Annotated in this window: 11 protein-coding genes and 3 pseudogenes; 5 read left to right on the plus strand and 9 right to left on the minus strand. The window is 69.4% G+C overall.

Annotated features, from left to right (window positions below):
* Positions 1 to 132 precede the first annotated feature (132 nt).
* Positions 133 to 1,251, plus strand: coding sequence for a sugar phosphate isomerase/epimerase (locus AB0K07_RS22535; RefSeq protein WP_363757379.1), 1,119 nt, complete (start codon positions 133 to 135; stop codon positions 1,249 to 1,251).
* 246 nt (positions 1,252 to 1,497) lie between these two features.
* Here the strand turns inward: AB0K07_RS22535 and AB0K07_RS22540 are convergent, their stop codons facing one another.
* Positions 1,498 to 3,039, minus strand: a complete 1,542-nt coding sequence (locus AB0K07_RS22540) for a ricin-type beta-trefoil lectin domain protein (RefSeq protein WP_363757380.1) — start codon at positions 3,037 to 3,039, stop codon at positions 1,498 to 1,500.
* A 1,270-nt stretch (positions 3,040 to 4,309) separates the two neighbouring features.
* Between AB0K07_RS22540 and AB0K07_RS22545 the strand changes: the two genes are divergently transcribed.
* Positions 4,310 to 4,438: a hypothetical protein gene (locus AB0K07_RS22545; RefSeq protein ID WP_363757381.1), complete on the plus strand. Its 129-nt coding sequence runs from the start codon at positions 4,310 to 4,312 to the stop codon at positions 4,436 to 4,438.
* A gap of 152 nt (positions 4,439 to 4,590) precedes the next feature.
* Here AB0K07_RS22545 and AB0K07_RS22550 read toward each other — a convergent pair whose 3' ends face one another.
* From AB0K07_RS22550 to AB0K07_RS22580, 7 genes and pseudogenes are all read right to left on the minus strand, one after another.
* On the minus strand, positions 4,591 to 5,025 hold the full coding sequence (locus AB0K07_RS22550) for an ester cyclase (RefSeq protein WP_363757382.1): 435 nt from the start codon (positions 5,023 to 5,025) through the stop codon (positions 4,591 to 4,593).
* Between the two features lie 319 nt (positions 5,026 to 5,344).
* Positions 5,345 to 5,632 (minus strand): annotated as a pseudogene (locus AB0K07_RS22555) (YdcF family protein); the annotation flags it as partial.
* 526 nt (positions 5,633 to 6,158) lie between these two features.
* Positions 6,159 to 6,686: a carboxymuconolactone decarboxylase family protein gene (locus AB0K07_RS22560; protein WP_363757383.1), complete on the minus strand. Its 528-nt coding sequence runs from the start codon at positions 6,684 to 6,686 to the stop codon at positions 6,159 to 6,161.
* A gap of 182 nt (positions 6,687 to 6,868) precedes the next feature.
* A complete protein-coding gene (locus AB0K07_RS22565; protein WP_363757384.1) occupies positions 6,869 to 7,312 on the minus strand; it encodes a PPC domain-containing DNA-binding protein in 444 nt (147 codons plus the stop codon).
* A gap of 885 nt (positions 7,313 to 8,197) precedes the next feature.
* A complete protein-coding gene (locus AB0K07_RS22570) occupies positions 8,198 to 9,256 on the minus strand; it encodes a CU044_5270 family protein (RefSeq protein WP_363757385.1) in 1,059 nt (352 codons plus the stop codon).
* Positions 9,256 to 9,861, minus strand: coding sequence for an RNA polymerase sigma factor (locus tag AB0K07_RS22575; protein WP_363757386.1), 606 nt, complete (start codon positions 9,859 to 9,861; stop codon positions 9,256 to 9,258). Before AB0K07_RS22575 ends, AB0K07_RS22570 begins: the two co-directional genes overlap by 1 nt.
* Before the next feature lie 110 nt (positions 9,862 to 9,971).
* On the minus strand, positions 9,972 to 13,481 hold the full coding sequence (locus AB0K07_RS22580; protein ID WP_363757387.1) for a S8 family serine peptidase: 3,510 nt from the start codon (positions 13,479 to 13,481) through the stop codon (positions 9,972 to 9,974).
* A 381-nt stretch (positions 13,482 to 13,862) separates the two neighbouring features.
* On the opposite strand from AB0K07_RS22580, the pseudogene AB0K07_RS22585 reads away from it, so the two are divergent.
* From AB0K07_RS22585 to AB0K07_RS22595, 3 genes and pseudogenes are all read left to right on the plus strand, one after another.
* Positions 13,863 to 14,117, plus strand: a pseudogene (locus AB0K07_RS22585) (transposase); the annotation flags it as partial.
* 85 nt (positions 14,118 to 14,202) lie between these two features.
* Positions 14,203 to 14,400 (plus strand): annotated as a pseudogene (locus AB0K07_RS22590) (prolyl oligopeptidase family serine peptidase); the annotation flags it as partial.
* Between the two features lie 599 nt (positions 14,401 to 14,999).
* Positions 15,000 to 18,311 carry a S8 family serine peptidase gene (locus AB0K07_RS22595; protein ID WP_363757388.1) on the plus strand — a complete coding sequence of 1,104 codons (3,312 nt, stop codon included), beginning with the start codon at positions 15,000 to 15,002 and terminating at the stop codon, positions 18,309 to 18,311.
* Between the two features lie 647 nt (positions 18,312 to 18,958).
* Here the strand turns inward: AB0K07_RS22595 and AB0K07_RS22600 are convergent.
* Positions 18,959 to 19,534, minus strand: coding sequence for a hypothetical protein (locus tag AB0K07_RS22600; RefSeq protein ID WP_363757389.1), 576 nt, complete (start codon positions 19,532 to 19,534; stop codon positions 18,959 to 18,961).
* Positions 19,535 to 20,434 lie beyond the last annotated feature (900 nt).

Raw genomic sequence — 20,434 nt, forward strand, 5'->3', positions numbered from 1 at the left:
CCATCCGTGGCGCCGCCCTCGGTCGCCTGACCACCTGCCCCTCCGACTTCCGGGAGACAAACGATGAACTCCAGCTCCGCCCGCCCGTTCCACCATCGACCGCGAGCCCGTCACCTCGCCGTGTTGCTCGCAGTGACACTCCTGCCGCTCACCGCGGCTCCGGCGTCGGCCGCCGAACCTGACACGTCCGCCGCGGAACAGGTCGCCGCCGACCTCTGCCCGTGGGGCTACACCACCTCGTCCACGGTCTTCTTCGGCCGTGCCGGCGCCGACTCAGGCGTACCCAACCGCGACCTCGGCAACGGGTGCACCATCCTGGACGCCGTCTGGGCGAAGGCCCCGTTCGCCGACCACGGCAGCTTCGTGAGCACCGTCAGCGGCCTGACCAACACCCTCCGGCAGGACGACGTCATCACACCGAGGGAGCGCGCGAGCATCGTACGAGCGGCGGCCCGCTCCGAGATCGGCACACCGCAGCCGGCATCGGGGACCCGCGCGCTACCCGACGACCGCATCGGCCTCGTCCTCTACACGGTCCGGGCCACGATGTCGAGCGCACCCGAAGCCACCCTCGGCGCGCTCGCCGCCTGCGGCTACCGCAACGCGGAACCCTCGGGCGCGGTCAACAACTTCTACGGCAGGACGGCCACCGCGCTCGCGCCCCTGGTGGCCGACGCCGGACTGTCCGTTCCCTCCATCGGGATCGGCCTCGGCGACCTCCAGAACAACCTCGACGGCGTCATCGCCAACGCCAAGGCGTTCGGCGCGAAGTACGTCCGCATCTCCGGATCGGGCTCCTGGACCCTCGCCGACTACTCCAGGGTGGCCGTGACCCTCAACACCGTCGGCGCCACGCTCAAGCAGGCCGGCATCACCGTCGCGTACCACAACCACGGCTTCGAGTTCACCGCCCAGAACGGTGTACGCGGCTACGACGTGCTGGTCCGCGAGACCGACCCGAACCTGGTGGCGATGGAGCTCGACCTCTACTGGGCGGCCAGCGTCGGCGTCGATCCGGTGGAGCTGATCAAGCAGTACCCGGGCCGGTTCTCGCTGTTCCACGTCAAGGACATGGCCACCGACGGCTCCTTCGCCGACGTGGGCGAGGGCACCATCGACTTCGCCCGCATCTTCGCCTACAGCCAGATGAGCGGAGTCGGCCTCTACCTGACTGAGAACGACAGCCCCCGCCCGGACGGCGTCTCGTCCGCCTGCGACAGCTACGCAAACCTCCGCGCCCTGCGCTACTGACAACTCCCACAGGTTCGCCCGCTCCGGCGACCCGGCGTGTCGGCCGGAGCGGGCAGTACCCATACACCAAGAAGAAGGCAGCCATGCACGTCAATGCAATGGCCACCTCCACCCCCGCCGACCGATCGCGGTGCGCGTCAGTCGTCGCCGCGTCGCCCAAGCGGCGACCACCAGGGGCGACGACGACCGCCGGGCCGGGAACGGGTCGGCCGGCGACGAGGCCCACCGACCCGACCGGAGTTGTCCTCAGCCGCGCCGCCACTTCTGGTTGGCGCCGCCGTGGCACTCCCAGAGCAGCAGCCGCGCGCCGTCCGCGCTGTTCCAGTCCTGCACGTCGACGCACTTGTTAGCCTGCGGGTTGACCAGGTCTCCGGCCCCGCTGAGCACGAACTGCTGGGCCGGGTTGCCGCTGCAGTTGGCGAGCTGGATCACCGCGCCGTTCGCGGTCGACCCCCAGGCCACGTCCATGCACAGCCCGAGCGCCCGGACGGTGCCGTCGCCGGCGAAGGTCCACCGCTGGGCGTTGGTGCCGTTGCAGGTCCACAGTTGCAGGTACTGGCCGTCGGCGGCGTTGGAGTTGGGGACGTCGATGCACTTGCCGGCGTATCCGATGATCTGGCTCGCGCCGCCGCCCCCGGTGGTGGTGAGGGCGAGTCCGTACGCGCCGAGGATCTCGTTCACCGGCTGGTAGACGGTGGTGCCACCGGAGTTGCAGTCGCCGCCGGCACCGGAGGTGACGCCCTGGGCCTGGTTGCCGGAGATGAACGAGCCGCCGGAGTCACCGGGCTGCGCGCACGCGCTGCTGGCGACCAGCCCGTAGACCAGGGAGCCGGAGTAGTTGACCGTGACGTCCCGGGCGGTGATCGTGCCGCAGCGCCAGCCGGTGGTCCGGCCGGAACGGCAGACCGAGCTGCCGATCGCCGCCTCCGCGGAGCCGACCACGCTGGTCGTGCCGCCGTTGTAGGTGTTCACCGTCGGCGTGGCCGTCCAGGACGAGTTGACCTGCACCCAGGCGTAGTCGTTGCCCGGGAAGGACGAGCCTCGGAAAATGCCCTGCGCGACGCCGCTACCGCTGGTGGTGCTGCCCACGCCGCCGCAGTGTCCGGCGGTGACGAAGCCACCGGCGACCGCGAACCCGACCGAGCACAGCACACTGTTGTTGATGACATACTGGTCGCCGCCCCGGACGTCGTACACGGGGCGGTACGGCTGCGCGCTCGGCACAGTGCGCAGCGTGTCGGCGGTGGCACCGGTGGTGCGGACGAACTCGTGGGCCGTCGCGGTGTCCGCGGCCCGGACCACCACGCTGTTGCTCGCCGGATCCACGTACCAGGAGTGCACGGCCGCGCCGGCGCGGCCGGCCCGGCGGTCGAGGGCCGCCTTGGTCCGGTCCAGGTCGGCCATGCTCCAGCGGACCACCTTTGGCTGGGCGCCGGCGCTGCGGACCCGGCCGGCGCGGGCGGCGGTGGTCACCCCGACCACCAGGGTGGTGCCGTCCGCCGCGATCCAGGACCCGCCGTAGGTTGTTCCCAACTCGGCGCGTAGTCGTCGTTCGATCGACGGCGCGCCCGCCTCGACGGTCGACCGTTGCCGGATCTGGTCGTCGGTCAGGCCGAGGTCACGGCGCAGGGCGGCTCGTTGGCCCGCCGGCAGGTCGGGTGAGGGGTGGTCTGCGGCCGGTGGCACCGGGCCGGGCGGCGGGGCGGCTGACGCGCTGACGGCGGGCGCCGAGGCCAGCGCGGTGACGAGCGTCGCGACCCCCAGGACAACACCCAGTTCGCGGATCATGGTGCACCCTCCAGCTGGATTGACTAGGTCGTGAGAGCGCTCTCAGCACCAATCCTCACCAATCAAACGACGGATGTCAATCAACAAGCCCTCGGGGGCGGGCCACCCGACGTCGTCAACCAGCACGTATTGACACTCACCGAGACGGCAAGAACGTTCTCGTAGACGCGTTTCCGGTGACCGGCCACCACCGACCCAGGCCGAACGCGCCCAACCTGCCCCCTGTTCACGGTCACCAAACACCGGCCGGGGCGATGCCGCCTACCCCTCTGTGAAGCAGCGACGTGTCGCCGGGGGTTCGCAACAGGCCCATCGCAATCAGCATCGCGCCGACCAGTGCGGCGATGCTGCACGGTCCAGGACTGGTGCGCAGATACGCCGATCCGTACTTTTCACCCCCCCGTTGAGGCAGATATATGCGGGTAGCCCTCGACCGGGAGCCGGGTACCCCCGAAGTCCGCTGACCTCTGGCCAGGGCAGGCGCAAGGCGCCGACAGGCTGCGCGGGTTTTCAGCGACAGCAACGACGACAGCAACGGGCTGGACGAGGGGCAGTGGCCGACTGCAGCACCCGGACAGTCGCCCGCGGTAACGGACTCGGACGGGTGCTGGCGGACTACATGCACAGAACTGGTAAGCGAGACGTCGGGCAGGAGCCGGCAGCCGGCCGAGGCTCAGGCCCGTCCTCTGGCTGCCTCGCCTGGGTCGCTTGGTCCGACCTCCTCACACCATGCCTTCTGCTGGCGCAGCAGCGAGGCCATGAGCATCATGGCCACAAGGGAATTCTCGGCCGTGAAGTGCTGAGCGGTGGGCTGGTGGACTACGACGTGGCGAGAGAGAGTTTCCGGTGGCGCGTCGCCTCGCCCAGGGAACCAAGGAGTGAAAAACCGCGGGATTGGCGCCATGACCAGTTGCTCCGTGAACCTGAACCTTGGATCCGGGTCGGCCTCCAGTTCCAGCTCTGCGCAGCGGTACTTGCCGAACCGCTTCCGGCGCTGATCCATGCATTCTGCTCTTGCCAGGAGTCGAACGAGCGGACGCGGGGAGTGGAGGCCCATGCGGCAAGCGGCTCACCGAGGCTCACCGCCAGTGCCATGGCCGCCTCGGCCCTCATCGGCGAGCAGGTGTCGGCCCTCGTCGCTCGGCGCTCAGGACCGGCCAGTGTCGAGGCTCGCGCTGCCTTCCTGCTGCCTTGCTGCCTGACGCCTCCCGTACCAGCTCTGTGCGTGGCGTCCGTATGACTCCGAAAATGGCTGCAAGCCAGGAGGTCTGTGGCGCTCATCATGGGCGGCACCGCCACCGCGCGCATGCCCACCCCAGCCGAACGATGCGAGCTGGAGATCGGCGAGGGCATCCCGGTCATCGTGATCTTCCGCGCCCACGGCTCACGCGAGCTGTAAGCCGCCGACCGCGTTCGGGTCGGGCCGTAGCGACCCACCAACGAACCCTCTCGTGAAGGCGCATCCGGCGATGGTCGAAGCGTTCGTCACCGCCAGCTCCGTTGATGTCAACCGCGGATGTCAGCGCCTGCAGCGCCGCCTTCACACCAGTGTCAGGACATCAGGCCGAGCTGCGCCATGATGCCCGCCAAGTCGGGGTGGATACTGAGTTCCACGAACCGCCCATCCTTCACCCGAGCGAAATACGCCCCCCGACCGACCACCGACTTGCCGGTGGGCGGCACCTGCGTCGAACCCACCGCCATGGGCCCGGTGTGGGTTCCGGTGAACTCCACCTCGGCGGCGACCGCACCATCATCATCGTCCACGAGGCGGCTGGTACGGCGAATCCGCATGTCCGGCAACGCGGTCAGCCATGCCTGCACGTATTCACGCGCGCCCTCCTTGGTAGCGATTGGCGCGCCGATCGTGGTGTCGCGAAGCACGAAATCATCGGCGAGCAGGCCAACGAAGGCATCGAGACGGTGGGTGTCCCACGCCGCGAGCCGGGCATCATCCAACCTCTCGAGGGCTACCCTGTCGATCACGCACCTCCAGCTGACAACCTCGCATGCTCTCGGTACATCCTGCCTGGGCACCGCCCACCAGCCATCGCATATCGCGTATTCCGCACCGATTGGTGGGCGACAGCACCAAAGGGTGGAAGGTCCCAGCTGGAACCGCATCGACCACGCACTCGCCGCCTTCTGAACCCGGAGTTCATAGGGCCCGACCAGGTGCGCTACCACCAGCTCTCCCGCGACCTCGTCCGGGACATCCTCACCCGCCCCCGGCCACCCCGACTGGCTGTCGAACTCAGCGAACGGATGGGCGTCCGGACGGGAGGACCTCGCTGGTAGCGGGGGCTCAGATCAGCCGGGGCGTATAGCCGGCCGCCACCAGGCGACCAAAGGCCACCTGTACCTTGTCCGGCATCTCCTGCGGAATCGCGAATCCGCACTCCGCGTACACCTCGATCCGCTGCGTGTCACCGACCAGCATGTTCACCACCCGCCGCGGGTCACCGATGCTGCGCACGTAGTCGTCAAGGTCCAGAGGATTCGACGCGCACACCACATCCACCTCCGGCCAGATCCGCTTGCAGGTGGCGTAGGCCCGTCGCTGCTGGTACGGCCGCGACATGATCAACACCGACGTCACCATCGGGCCCGCGCGCATGTAGAAGGTCACAGCACCATGTCCACCACCGAGCGGAATGGACCCACGGCGCTGCCGCCTGCAGACCCGCTGTCTCCCAGACATGCCAGCGGGTCCCGGCCCTTCAGCAGAGGCTTAGGTCGGCGGTACCGACGCCACGTCGCCATTGATCATCCGCCCGCAACCGGCACAGCAGCCCAGACGATCATCACCGAGTGGGACGCCAATCTGGAGCGCTACCGCGCCGCCCTCGACGCTGGCGCCGACTCCGCGGTAGTCACCGGCTGGATCGCCCAGACACAGGCCGAATGCACCCGCGCGGAAGCGGATCTCGGCAGGAACGCGGGCACCACCCAGCCCCGGATGAGTCAGGCAGACAGGGGTGCTTGCGTCAAAGCTGCCGGCAGGGTCGCCCACCCTGCCAGCGTTGAACGCGGGCCGAGGGTGGGAACCTTCGGGGCCTGGCGCCGACGCGGAGGCTCGTGACCGTGTGAGCGTCAGGGACGTACGAGAGCGTTTGCCATCAACCGGTGGCGCCGTAAACGGCGGCGCCCATCGGCTGGTCGAGTTCCAGGTCGGTTGCTGCGGCGACCCGGGCGATCATCATGTATTGCCCGATCACCATCAGGAGTTCGACCACCTCGCGCGGGGAGAGTCGCCCTGTCAGTGCGGTGACGGTTTCGTCGGAGGGACGGACGTCGCGGACGATTTCGGTCGTGAAATGCAGGACGAGCCGCTGGTTTGCCGAGAAGCATTCGGCTTCGATCTCGTCGCGCCCAAGCGCGTGGATCATCTCGTCTGTGGCGCCGACGGAGCGGGCGATCGGCTCGTGCTGAACCCACTCGTACCTGACGTCGCTCAGCCGGGCAACTCGCAGGATCGCGATCTCGCGGAGCAGCGGGTCGAGGGCTAGGTCCTTGAGCAGGGTGCCTCCCCAGCGCATCCAGTCCGGAAACGCCGTCTCGGCGTTGGCCATCACGCCGAAGAACTTCAGGGGAAGCGCGGCCTGCAGCGCCTCGCGGACCGCCGCTGGGGCGTCGGCAGGGTTCACGTAGGGTAGGCGGCTCACAGTCTTTCCCCTCGTAATCGGCAAATCAGACGTCACGGACCATTATCCGATTGCCGCCAGCTACCGGGCCGGCATTCGGGAAAGCGCAAGTGGGAACGACCTGCCGCCACGGCGACCTGGTGAAGAGTATCTTCGATGATTTCCAACCAGGATCCCCAACGTCACTAACGCTGGATTGCGCCCGTCATGAGTGGGAGTCCGGATTCCTGGTCGACCCGCTTGATGAGGCTCGCTCCGACCTCGGTGATGATGACCTCAAGAGTTGGCCACACCTTCCCGTACAGAAGGTGGCCCCCTACGGTCGTGCCGTCGCGTCGGCCGAGCACCGCGTGCACATGCAGCACCGCCTTACCCTCATGGTCCGCGACATCTCCGACCAGAGACAGCACCTCGGCCTGTTCCGTAACCGGTATGCGCAGGTAGTCGCGCTTCTCACGGTCGAAGTAGCCCAGTTCGGCCGATTCAAAGGCACCGACGGCGGTGACCCGGGCACCGCGAATGCGGTACCGCTCTGCCACCTCGTTGATGGCCGCCACGGCGTCCTCGCCCTTGTCTACCGCAACCACCACGACCCGCCGGTCGCCATCAGTCAGCGCGACATCCTTCATGAACTTCCTCGCAGCTGGTGCACGTCGTAGCTGACGATCCCGGCTTCCGCACGGGTCGGAGGCATCAACTGCAGGAGCGCGTCCCGGACGACGCCGACCCGGTCCGGAGCGGTGATGAACTGCCCCAAGATCGTCACCCGTTTCGGTGACGTCGCCTGTAGCTCCGACCCTGACCGTCGTCGTCCGCTCTCTGCCATCGCCGGGCCTTCCGTTCTCAGCTATGCCATGCCGCTGAGGAGATACCTTACGGACTGCGTTGCCGTTTTTTCCCGATTCAGTGAGCGGCTGCGTCCGCGCGGTCAGCTGGTGGCGCGTAGGTGCCCGTACCTGCCGGGTGTCTTGCGCCCGTACGCGTTCGCGAGGGGGCGTAGCGGCTGACGAAGACCCCGGGGCGGGCCTGGCGGAGACGACCAGATCGCGTAGCAGCCCAGTCCAACGGCGATCGTGGCCGCGTCGAGTCGATCCGGACCTCCCCGATCTCGCCGGGCTTCCAGCCGGGCACCCACGCCGTCCACGCGCCTTCTCCGGTCGGTCATCTCCGGCCATCCCGGCCCGCCACGACGGCGGCCAGCAGGACGCCGACCACCAGCGCCGCCGCAGGGCGCCGCCGAGCAGCCGGACTTCGGCACTGACGGAGGCCACGCTCTGCATGCCACTCGTCCCCGCGGCCGCGCCGAGCAGCACGGCTCGCCCACGTACTCATCTGGGCCGGGGCGGAGAAGTTCCACGATCTCTCAACGCGGGTAGGCCGACGACGATCTGGACGCCGGGTTCCACTTCGGCCTGGAACGCGTGCTCGACGGCATTGAGGCGCTGGTGCGGGCCCGTGCGGTGCGGTAGGGGCTGGCCCCGAGCACCGATCGCCCGGGGCCAGCAGCTGTCCGGTCAGCCGCTCTGGCCCGGCCGATCGACGATCCTGACTTCGGTCACCACGAGTCGCTGGACCGTGCCGCTCTTCACTCGTACGGTGCCGTCTAGTCCCTCGGCGGTGTAGTTCTTGATCGCCACGGCCCGCTCGCCGATCAGCCGATGGGTGTCCGGGTCCAGCAGGACCTCTTCGCGCAGCCACCCGCTCTGGACCCGGCCGAGCGCGACGGCGGGCCGTCCATCGACGTTGACGGCGTCCGGCACCAACGTCACGCCTGGAATCTTCGCCATCGCCCGGTAGATCGCGGCTTCCACCTCGGGTGGGAGCACGTTGTTGCGGAGGGTGACGTTCAGTTGTCCGAACGTGTATGCGTTGCGGTCTTCGTCGGTGGCTTCGCCCAGCCCGCCCGCTGCCTGGTGCATCCGCTGCAGCAGGGCGTCCGGGTCGGTGGGCAGGGCGGCCAACGTCTGATAGTCCGACGGTGGCGTCGTCTGGGCCGGCTGGTCCTGGAACTGGAACTTGCCGTCCCGGAACCAGGCGATCTGCCGGCCGTCCGCCCGCATCCAGTGTTGCAGCACCCGGGTCCGGTACGGCCCCCCGGTGACCAGGCCACCGGGCCCGGTCCCACTGGTCATCCGCTCCTCGACGTGGATCCACTGATCCGGGCGCGGCGCGGTGAACGACTGGGCCTGCGCGGCGGCGGCGGCCCGTTCCAGGGCTTCCGCGGCACTGGCCGGGCGCGCGGCTGGCAGGCCGGGGAACGCCGGAACGCCAGGGACCGGTGACCCCGCCGACACCGCCGGTCCCCGGTCGACCGGTCCGTTGACGCTCTCTACCAGGACCAGACCGCCGACCACCGCGGCTGCCGCCACCGTGACGACGCCCACCCGCCGGCCGAGCCGGGGCAGGCGCCACCCGACGAACACCCTCGCCGCACGCGGCGGCACCCGTTGCGGGACCACGGTGTCGGCGTTCGCGGCGCGGGCCAGCAGCGCCGCACGCGCCTGCGCATGAGCCGCCGGCGACGGGGCCCTCACCTCGTGCCAGGATTCGCGCAATATCGTCAGGTCATCCATCAGTCGTTGTCCTCTCCGTTGACGGTCGGGTCGACGCCACCCAGTGCCGCCCGTACCTTCTTTCGTGCCCGGTGCAACCGCGACCGGGCGGTACCGGACGGAATCTCCAGCGCCTGGGCCGCCTCCTCGCAGCTGAACCCCGCCCACGCCACCAGCAGCAGTACGTCCCGATCGCGCGCCGCGACCTTGGCCAACGCCGCCGCCAACTGCCCACGGACGGCCTCGACGTCGAGCCGTACGGCGACCCGGTCGGCGTGCCCCTCGGCCACCTCGAACCGGTCGACGCGGCCCAACGCCCGGAACTGACGCACCTCCGTGCGCTGATGACGGGCGATGAGGTTGGAGGCGATCCCGTACAGCCACGGGCGGGCGTCCGGGCGCGCCGTGTCGTACCGCTCGCGTTGGTCGAACGCGATCAGGAATGTCTCCGCCGCGATGTCGTCGGCCAGGCTGCCGCCCAGCCGCCGGGTCGCGTATCTGTGAACCTCCAGGTAGTACCGGTCGAACACGGTCGCGAACCGTTCGGGCTCCTGCCGGGCCTGTCCGATGACGACGGCGTCGGTGTCGTCCGTAGCGGCCGCCGCCGCCCGGGTCAACACAGCCATGTCCAGCTCCTTCACGTCAGGTCAGCCCACTGTCGCCGGGCTCGCACTTTTTCTTCGCCGATGCGCCAGGAAGTGTTCGCGGGCAGACGTGCGGCCAGCACCGGCCGGGACTACCCACCGATCTGGTACGCGCGCAGCGAGGTCTGCTCAACCGTGTTGCCGTCGGTGTCGGCGGCCCGGGCCCGGAGCGAGGCGTAGCCCGTGCCGGGATTCGTGACACTTACTGCCCAGTGGTCACCGGCCCGGGTGACGGTGGCCGGCTGCCAGGTGCCGCCGTCGTCGTACGACACGTCCACGGTGAAGGAGGCGACCGTCACGCCGTCCGCGCCCTGCCGCTCGACATAGGCCGGGAAGGTGAACTTCCCGCCGGAGGCCTGGTTGCGTACGTTGACCGCCGGGTCGAACCGGGCCGTCAGTAGCGGCAGTGCGGCCGCCTCGTCGGCGACCGACGAGCGGAAGTTCCATGCCGCGGACACCTTCGCCCACAGTGGCCACCATTCGCCCGCCCGGCTGGTCTCGGCAACCAGCCGGTACGTCGCCGGCTCGTCCGGTACGTCGAACCGGGCCGCGTCGGGCACCGGCTCGGTCCGCACAAGCGCCCCGTTCCGATAGAGGCTGATGGAGCCGGTGTCGGTGCCGTCGTAGGGGAAGGGCTGCCGTGGCCGCCCGGCCGCGTCACCGTACATCGGCAGGATCACGTCAATCGCGCCGTCCTTGCGCCAGGCCCACCGCCGCTCGCCGTCCTGGGTCCAAGTCGTGCCGCGGAAGGTCGGGCCGGCGACGGCCTTGTTCCAGGCGAGCCGGTGGTCGCGCCCGGCCGCCAGGTGCAGGGTGTCGCGCAGCATGTCGCCGCCCCGCCAGCCGAGGTCCAGCTCCCATGTACCGGGGGTGAAGTACTCGGTGCGTTCCTGCGGGACCCGCACCGGCAGCGTCCAACCGGCTGACAGGGACGTGCCGAAGAACGGGGTCACCGCCCCGAAGTACCGCACGGAATCCGGTCCGTTGTCGTGATAGGTGGTCCGCACCGCGGCGAGTTCCCGGGTGCGCGGCCGGTGGACCTGCGGCGAAGTGACCTGTCGCTGCACGCCGTACGCCAGTTCGTATCGAGATGCGGTCTCCGGTCGGCTGGTGTACGACGCCGTGGTTTCCCCCGCCTTGACCAGGGTGGCGAACCGCTGCGCGGTCTGACCGTAACCGGCCAGGGTGGGCAGCGCCGGCGCGGGCTCGCCCGGTTCCTGCCCGCCGGCGCGGACCAGACCAGCGGCGTCGGCCAGCATGCTGACCATCGCCATCCGCCCGCCGGCTTCCTTGATGGCGACGGTCCGCTGGAGCACCTCCTCGTAGGGGGTGTCGCCGGCCACCTCGATCAGCACCAGTTTGCCTGTGGCGTCGATCCTCGCCAGGTCATCCGGGGCGCCCTGCCCGCCGTACACGGCCGGCAGAGTGGCGTGCTCGGCCGGCGTGGGTGAGCCGGACAGCCAGCCGACTGCTACCTCGAACGGGTTCTTGGCGCCGGTGAACAGCTCCAACGCCGGCTCGGTCGCCCGCCGCGCCTGCCCGAAGGCAAAGCTCGGCGAACTGGTGCCCGGCACGGTTGCCGCGTACGCCTCCTGAAAACGGGGGTCCAGCAGAGCGAGGACGCCGGAGGAACAGGCGCAGTCGCCGACCCTGGTGTGCAATGAGATGGCGTAGCCGCCGCCCCGGGCCTCGGGGTTGTCCGGGTTGACCGACACCCGCTTGCCGTCCCGGGCATCGAGGGTCTGCACCCGGTCCCGATCGAGCTTCAGCTCGGGGTGGGAGATGAAGCTGTACGTGGGCTCCTGCCCGGCCCGCGGGGTCTGGATCGTGGCATGCACGGCATACCGACCGACCGGCAGCCGCACCTTGCCCGGCGTCCCCCAGAAGAAGAAGTCGCTGCGGTCCAGATCAATGATCGACACGCTGGGAAAGTCGCCCGACGGCGGGGCGGTTCCCGCCCGGTTGATCAGGTTGACCGTCAGGTCGTACGCCTCCGCTTCCTGGACCACCGACAGCGCGGTACGCGTGCTGGTCGCGCCGTCCGCGCTCCGGGCCACGAGCACCCCACCGTACGTGCCGGCGGCGCCGGCCCGGCCGGTCACCGTCAGCTCCACCGGCGCGCTCCCGCCCGGCGGTACGGTCACCGACTCGGCCGACAACCCGAGCAACCCGGCCGGAGCCGGCTGCCCGTCACGTCGGGCGAGCGCCACCGCAAGGGCGAGCGTCACCGGGGCAGAGCCAGTGTTGTGCCAGGTAACCGACCGCTTCTGCTGCTGGCCCGCGGTGGGCCACTTCAGGAACGCCGATACGCTGCCCGTCGCGGTAACCGGCTGACCGGTGGCCCGACCGACGTCGACCCGGCCGGTGCCGACCGCGTACGGTCCGGCGCCGGCGACCTCGACTGCCGTACTCGTCAGGGCGGACTTGATCTGTTCCGCCGTCCAGTCCGGATGCTGTTGTGCGAGCAGCGCCGCCGCCCCGGCCACGTGCGGGGTCGCCATCGACGTCCCGTCCAGCTGTTGGTAGGCCTCGCCGACCGGCGCGCCGATCGGTGGCACACCGCCCGGTCGGGCTGCCACGATCCCCTCACCCGGGGCGGCGAGCTCAGGCTTCACCGTCCCGTCACCCGAGCGAGGACCGCGGTTGGAGAACGCGCTGAGCTGGTCGCTCTTGTTCACGCTGCCGACGGCCAGCGCCGCATCCGCCGCCGCCGGCGTGGTCACCGCCTCCTCGGCACCGTCGTTACCCGCGGCGGCGACAAAGAGCGTGCCGTAGGCGCGGGTCAACTCGTTGACCGCCGCGGACACCGGATCGTTGCCGTCCGTGGCATAGCCACCCAGGCTCATGTTCACCACGGTGGCCTTGGCGTCCGCCGCCGCCCACCGCATCCCGTCGATGATCGCGTCGAAGGACCCGTAGCCGGTGTCATCAAGCACCTTGCCGACCGCGAGGGTGGCGCCCGGGGCCACGCCCCGGTACCGGCCATCCGAGGCGGCGCCCGAACCGGCAATGGTCGAGGCGACATGGGTACCGTGCCCGTGGCCGTCGTCGACGCTGCCCTTGCCGGAGAAGTCCTTCGACTGGGTCACCTTTCCGGCGAGGTCCGGATGGTCGGTGTCGACGCCGGTATCCAACACGGCCACCGTCTCGCCCTTGCCGGTCAGTCCCTTCGCCCAGGCGGCCGGCGCGCCGATCTGCGACACGCTCTGCTCCAGACTCGCCCGGACCCGGCCGTTCAACCACACCTTCTCGATGCCGCCAGCCAACCGCGTCCTGACGCTCGGCTGCTCGGTGCCTAGCCGCAGCCCGCGCCAGAACTCGACCGCGCGGGACTTCTTCTCATCGAGCGCCGTCATGCCCAGTCGGGGCAGCGCCCGGCGCACGTTCGCCCCCGCCGCCGGGGCCGAGCGGGCCGCCACTGCGGCGTCCGCGTACCGCACCAGCAGCGGAAGGTTCGACGTACGCCGGTCGTCGTACCCCTGCCGGACCAGACCGGTGAGGTTGAACAACTCCCAATCCAGCACGCCGGCCTGCACCAGCGGGGCCGCGTCCGCGGGCAGCAGGTATCGATCACCGCGTCTCGTCAGCTCCCGGAAACTCACCGGCCCCGACCTCCGTGCCGGGTCCACCACCAGGTCGGTCCGCCCGACCGAGGTCCGCACCAACACCCGGTCACCGGTTATCAGGGTGACCCAACGCCCCTGGCCCGAAGCCGTAGCCGAGGCAGCCGATGGCGGCGACGCGGTCGCCGGGGTCGCCTGGATCGGCACCATGGCCGACGCACTCGTGACCGCCAATGCCAACGCCTTTGCCAGACCCTTGCGTCTGATCATCTCGCTCCTTGTGTCGCCGATTCCTGTCGGCTGCTATTGCCCGAAGCCGTCCCGGCCGTTCTCAGCGCCACTCCGTGCGCCCCGACCTGCGGGGCGCATCGGGTCTACGTGCGGCATCCCACCACCGTGGATCCCAACCTGAAAGAGCCAGTGGAACCTCCACGACGCCCCTACCGCACCGACCTGTCCGACGCCCGCTCCCTGCTGATCGAACCGATGCTCACGGCCTGGCGCGTGGGCCGGGTCGGGTTGGGGATCTCACCGACACGACGCGACCTACGCGAGATCGTGAACGTGATCTTGTACGTGAACCGGACCGGGATCCCGTGGGAGTACCTGCCGCACGACTTCCAGCCGTACAAGACCGTGCACAGGTACTTCACCCTCTGGGGGAAGGAGGGAATCACCGAGTCGACCCACGATGCGCAGCGCGGCAAGACCGGCAAGGCTGCGGGCCGGTCGCCGGATCCCACGGCGGCGATCCCGGATGGGGGCGTTCGAGGCCGCCCTAGGCGGTAGCAGCGGCTGGGAAGGAACGGGTCCACACCGCCACGACAAGCTCAGCCCGATCTCGTACGCCTCCAAGGTCCGCACGCCGGTGCTGATCCTGCACGGCGGGAACGACACGAACGTTCCGGTATCACAGGCGGAGTTCTTCCACCGGGCGCTACGCAGGTTCGGGGTCGAGGCCGGCCAGGCAGCGGATGGTCCGCACAGCAGCAGGTGCCATCCGGGCGTGGAGGTGAGCCGATGCAGTGTGCTGGCGTCTCCGGTGCCGGGCAGCGGGCGGCTACGGACAACGAAGTCCTCACTAAGGGGCGGGGCGTCGAGCTGCTGGGCTGGTGGGCGGCACCCCGCCCCATGGGGCAATCATCCGGGAGCTGAGCGGGATCGCAGCATCCACGTCGGTGGCCAACGGGCAACACTCGCTACGGAGCGGCGTGGGCGGAGTAGTCGGCTGCCCAAGTTCAGCAATCGTTTAGCCGCCGTTGCGGCCTCCGACTGCGGTCCGCCGGCGGAGGTCGGCATCGCCGACAGGTCTGACCGGGTGGCGTCACCATGCCCCGGCCACTGCGCAACGACGACGGTGACGGGCCGAATGCTGGTCAAAGGAACCGTCCTAAGAGATCGGCCGCCGATTCCCGTCCCGGCAAGCAGCCCGCGCTCGCGACGTCACGGAGAGATCACAACGTCAGTACATGTATCGACATCGACTACCAACACCGCGAAGGATTCGCTCAGCGTGCCCTGCACCGATAGGGCCCTGTTCTCTGGAGGAAAGAGAACGTGAGTAGACCCCGCAACTTGAGCAGGCGTACCTCCGCCGCGCTCTTCGCATCGGTCCTGGCCGCCGGCGCCATGACCGTGACGGGTGGTGCCGCCACCGCGAGCGCCACCCCCTCCGCACCCGACACTCCGCAGGCCACCCCCGCTGAGACGTTGGGCTCGCACGACGCCAAGCTCCTCGCCCAGGCCGAGGCGAAGCACGCGCCAACGGTGACCCTGATCGTCGCCACCGAGAAGGGTGAGACTCAAGACGTCGCCGACGGCGTCCAGGCCCTGGGCGGCGCCGTCAACCGGCGCTTCGACCAGATCGGCTACGTCCTGGCCACGGTGCCGACCGCAAAGGTACTCAAGGCGGCCACGCTGCCGGGCGTCGCCGCGGTCGACCTCGACGAGACGATCCAACTCCCGGACCCCGCCCCCGAGGCCGCTCCGAACGGCGCCAAGGCCGCCAAGCAGGCCGCCACGCTGGCGGGTCCCGGCGCGGGCACCGGCGCGGTCAATCCGTACATGCCGACCAACGAGACCGGCGCGGAGACGTTCAAGGCGGCCCACCCGCAGTGGGACGGCCGCGGCGTCACCATCGGCATCATGGACTCCGGTGTCGACCTGGACCAGCCGGCACTACAGAAGGCCACGACCGGTGAGCGGAAGATCGTCGACTGGGTGACCGCGACGGACCCGGTGACCGAGAACGACGGCACGTGGCGGCGGATGGCCACCGAGGTGAACGGCCCGTCGTTCACCGCCGGCGGCGCGACCTGGACCGCTCCCGCCGGGACGTACCGGTTCAACCTGTTCCGCGAGTCGATCACCGCTGCCAGCGACCCGGGCGGCGACGTCAACCGGGACGGGGACACCACCGATGCGTGGGGCGTCCTCTACGACCCCGCGACCCACGACATCTGGGTGGACGTCGACCAGGACAGCAGCTTCACCGACGAGGCGCTGATGCGCCCGTACCGGGAGAAGTTCGACGTCGGGCACTTCGGCGCCGACAACCCCGCCACCGCCGTGCGGGACCAGATGCCCTTCGTGGTCGAGTACCGCGAGGACGTCGACATCGACCCGGCCGACGGTAAGCCCGGCCCGTACGCCGACTACGTCAACATCGGCATCATCGAGTCCACCCACGGCACCCACGTCGCCGGCATCACTGCGGCCAACGACATGCTCGGCAACCGCGCATTCGACGGCGCCGCCCCGGGGGCCAAGCTCGTCTCCGCGCGGGCCTGCTCGTGGGGTGGCGGCTGCACCGCCGCCGCGCTGACCACCGGCATGGCCGACCTGGTCATCAACCGGCACGTCGACGTGGTCAACATGTCGATCGGTGGCCTGCCGTCGCTGAACGACGGCGCGAACGCGCGCGCGCAGCTCTACAACGACCTGATCACCACCTACGGCGTGCAGTTGTTCATCTCGGCCGGCAACTCCGGTCCGGGCCTGAACACCGTCGGCGACCCGTCGGTCGCCGAGGACGTCGTCAGCGTGGCGGCGAACATCAGCAGCGACACCTGGCTGGGCAACTACGGCTCGGTGGTGCGTACCAAGAATGCGCTGTTCAACTTCTCCTCCCGCGGCCCCCGGGAAGACGGTGGTTTCAAGCCGAACATCGCCGCTCCGGGATCGGCGATCTCCACCGCGCCGACCTGGCAGCCGGGCAACGCGGTTCCTGAGGCCGGTTACCCGCTGCCGCCGGGTTACCAGATGCTCAACGGCACCTCGATGGCCTCCCCGCAGGCCACTGGCGCGGCCGCACTGCTGCTTTCAGCCGCGAAGGCAACCGACAAGGGTGTGACCCCGGCCGCGCTGCGTCGGGCCATCTACACCTCCGCCAAGCCCATCGCCGGCGTCGCCACGTACGCGCAGGGCTACGGCATGTTCAATGTGCCGGGGGCGTGGAATCTGCTCAGCAAGAACGTCGAGGCCCGGTCGTACGTATCGGATGCCCCGGTCTGCACCGAGCTGTCGCCGAATCTCACCCGCTACGACCGCGAGCTGAGCAGGTTCGTTCCGAACCCGAACCGCGGCGCTGGCGTCTACAACCGCTGCACCTCTGCCGAGGGCGGGCAGAAGGTCGGCCAGAGCCGGACGTACCAGGTCAAGGTCACCCGGACCAGCGGCCCAGCCGGCACGGTCAGCCACAAGCTGGCCCTGCGCGGTAACGACGGCACCTTCACCGCACCTAAGACGGTCGGACTTCCGCTCAACAAGGCCGTCACGATCCCGGTGACGGCCAAGCCGAAGTCCACCGGCGCGCACGGCACGATCCTGACCGTGGACGATCCGAAGACCTCCGTGATCGACTTCGAGGTCTCCGCCGTCGTGGTGGCTGCCAACAACGTCACGAAGCCCGGCTACTCGTTCTCCGCTGAGGGATCGGTGGCGCGCAACGGCTTCACGTCGTACTTCGTCACGGTGCCGGCCGGGGCGGGGGCGCTGCAGGTGAACCTGTCGGGCATCGCCACCGGGTCGCAGACCCGGTTCATCGCCATCAACCCGTACGGCGTGCCGGTGGAGAGCACGGCGAGCACCGCCTGCTACACCAACTTCTCCGACGCCGCCGCCTGCAAGCCGCAGGAGCGGGACTACCAGAACCCGATCGCTGGGGTCTGGGAGATCGAGGTCGAGGCGCGGCGGACGTCACCGGCGCTGAACAACCCGTTCCAGCTTCAGGCACGGGTGCAGGGCGTGCAGGTCGAGCCGTCCGTGATCGAGCTGCCGTCGGTCACCGCCGGTGAGCCGACCTCGGCGACCTGGACGCTGACCAACACCTTCGGCCCGGTCGCGGTGACCGGTCAGGGCGGTCCGCTGTCCAGCGTGCACGCCGAGCGGCCGACCATCGCCGAGGGCGCCCAGCAGGAGTACCTGGTGGACGTTCCGGAGGGTGCCACCAGCTTCACGGCCCGGATCGGCAACACCGCCAACCTGGGCGCGGACCTGGACCTGACGGTGTTCCGCGGCGCTGTGCAGGTCGGCCAGGCGGCCGACGGCGACTCCGAAGAAGCCGTCACCGTCGCGAACCCGCCGGCCGGCACCTACCGGGTCGTCGTCGACGGGTATGCCGTGGATGGGCCGGGAACCAGCACGGCCTACGACTACCGGGACTCGTTCTCGGCCCCGTCGCTGGGCGCTCTGGCCACCCCGACCACGCCGCTCGCCCTGCCCAACGGCGCCACCGCCACCCTCACCGGTACGGTGACCGCCCACTCCGCTCCGGGCGCCGGGCGTGAGCTGTTCGGTGAGCTGGCCGTCGTGACCACCGAGGGCGCGGTCGTCGGCCGCGGCGCGGTATCCATCGGCAACGTCAACTGAACCACGGCGCCACACGGGAGCCCACCCCCGATCTTTCGGGAGTGGGCTCCTTGCGCACCGGCCCAACGAGACCGCGACGCCGCCGGCGCGCCTGCGACAACGAGTAGCCGAGCGGCAATTGCCCCGCTGGACAGAGTTGCTGACCGACTATCTGGCCTGCATTCAGACGTAGTTCTGTCTGAGCGATCGCAAGCGCGGAAAGCCGAGATCATCAAAAACCTGGCAACACCGATGACTGCGGCGCTCGACCCCGGCCGGATCTGGCGCGTGCCTGCCGGCGTGCGGCCTTGGGGGGCCCGGAAGTTGATTCTGGCCACCCAGGTCCCGGCAGAGGAGACAGACGTCGATGAGGTTGGGCGAGTTGCCACTGCTCGGACGACGCCAAGAGGAACTGGCTAAAACACTTGCTCCGGAAGCCTCGTTTCGCCAGATCCTGCGGCTAGGATCCGGAGCAATGCCCGCTGCGCCTCCGGCGGCGCGGCTCCTTCGCCGGCGGCCGAACCGTAGCCGGTTCTGGTGGCCTAGGGTTGCAACAGCGGCACGGGCAGGACGGCTCTCCACCTTATCCCCGTCGGGGGAGGCTGGACGGTCTGGCGACTGCCCGACGAGGAGATTCGCTTCAGCGCTAGCCGCGACGCCCTCCGAAATCAGCGAGGCGCGCATGGCCGCTCAGCCCCGTAGTGCCAGACGCTTCCCGCTACGGCGACTGGGTAGCTGACCTCACTGACCTGTCGGTCGGCGGTCTCGACGGAGAACCGTATCGACAACGGCTCGCTCCCAAAGGCGAGAGCGCATTCGATGCGCAGCTTGACATTGATCCAGCCGGTACCGCCCGGGCGCAGCAGCCGAGACTGGCCGGTGTCATGGACCTGGACGCCGGGTCGTTGACCGCTAGCCGCACTCACCGTGATCGGCGCGGGGCCAGCGTTGATTACTGCCAGTTGCCCGTCCATCCAGAGGATGCCCATGGCGTCCGAACCCCCGCCAGCGGCGGATGCAGGGAAGGCCACGAGTGAAACCGAGGCGTTCCGCTCTCGCTCCTCCCGCGAGTCTCGCAGCTCGCCAACACCGATACCGCCGAGCACAACGCCGACCACGAAGGCAGCTACGAGCCGTACATTCCACTTCCGTTTAGTCACGAGGCGGACAGAAACGGTTCCGTCCGACAGCGCCGGCTGGGGATCGTGCTCGTCTAGGTCAATCACGTTGTGCTCGGCCGACATGGCGTCAGCCTAGGGCTTTCCGTGGCCACCCGTCGGCCGGCCGTACAGCCAAGACCATCCGCTGACGCCGACTACCCGACAACGGCAGATGGGCCGACCAGGAAAGCCTCTGCCTGACCGGCTATCCCCGACGCTCCTATTTCCCGCAAGTGGTTGGGGATGGTCTTCACCGACCGCTCGCCGTACGAGCACCATTGGGAGCACCAATGCGTTCACCGGTGACGAACGGCAAAGGCGCCTGACCTCTTTTATAGCAGGTCAGACGCCTTTTGACCTTGTGCGCCCGAAGGGACTCGAACCCCTAACCTTCTGATCCGTAGCAAGGTTGATCACGGCAGTCCACGCCGTTCCCGCACTTTCCAAGTGCGTCGCGACGGGTACCAGCAGGTCGGGCAGATCATTTATCGAGAACGATGGCAACGAGTTGCCCTGGACGGGACGCAAGTCCTGTCAGGTACCGGCGTGTCCGCGTCAGTTCGCCGACGTCCGAGCACCATCCGAGCAACAAGGGATCCCCGGCCACGCCGTTGCCTGCGGTAGCGCGGCGGCGGCGAGTTCTGACAGGGCCCCGGCCCCGCCGTCCACCTCTGATGAGGGCATCAGAATTGGCTGTTATCGTCGGCCGGCGGCGATGAATTCGTCCCGGCTGGTGAGGGGTGTGCCGGGTGAGGGCGACGCGGTGGGGGTATGACCGGTGGCGGATCCCGCTCCGTCCCGAGTGATGATCCCCGACCAGGCCACCAACCGGCGTTACTCAGCGGTCGCCACCGTGGTCGTCATATCCGGTGTCGTCGCTGCCCCGGTCGTCGCTGCCCCGGTCGTCGCTGCCCCGGTCGTCGCTGCCCCGGTCGTCGCTGCCCCGGTCGTCGCTGCCCCGGTCGTCGCTGCCCCGGTCGTACG

It is taken from the genome of Micromonospora sp. NPDC049301 (assembly GCF_040678715.1).
Taxonomy (GTDB): domain Bacteria; phylum Actinomycetota; class Actinomycetes; order Mycobacteriales; family Micromonosporaceae; genus Micromonospora.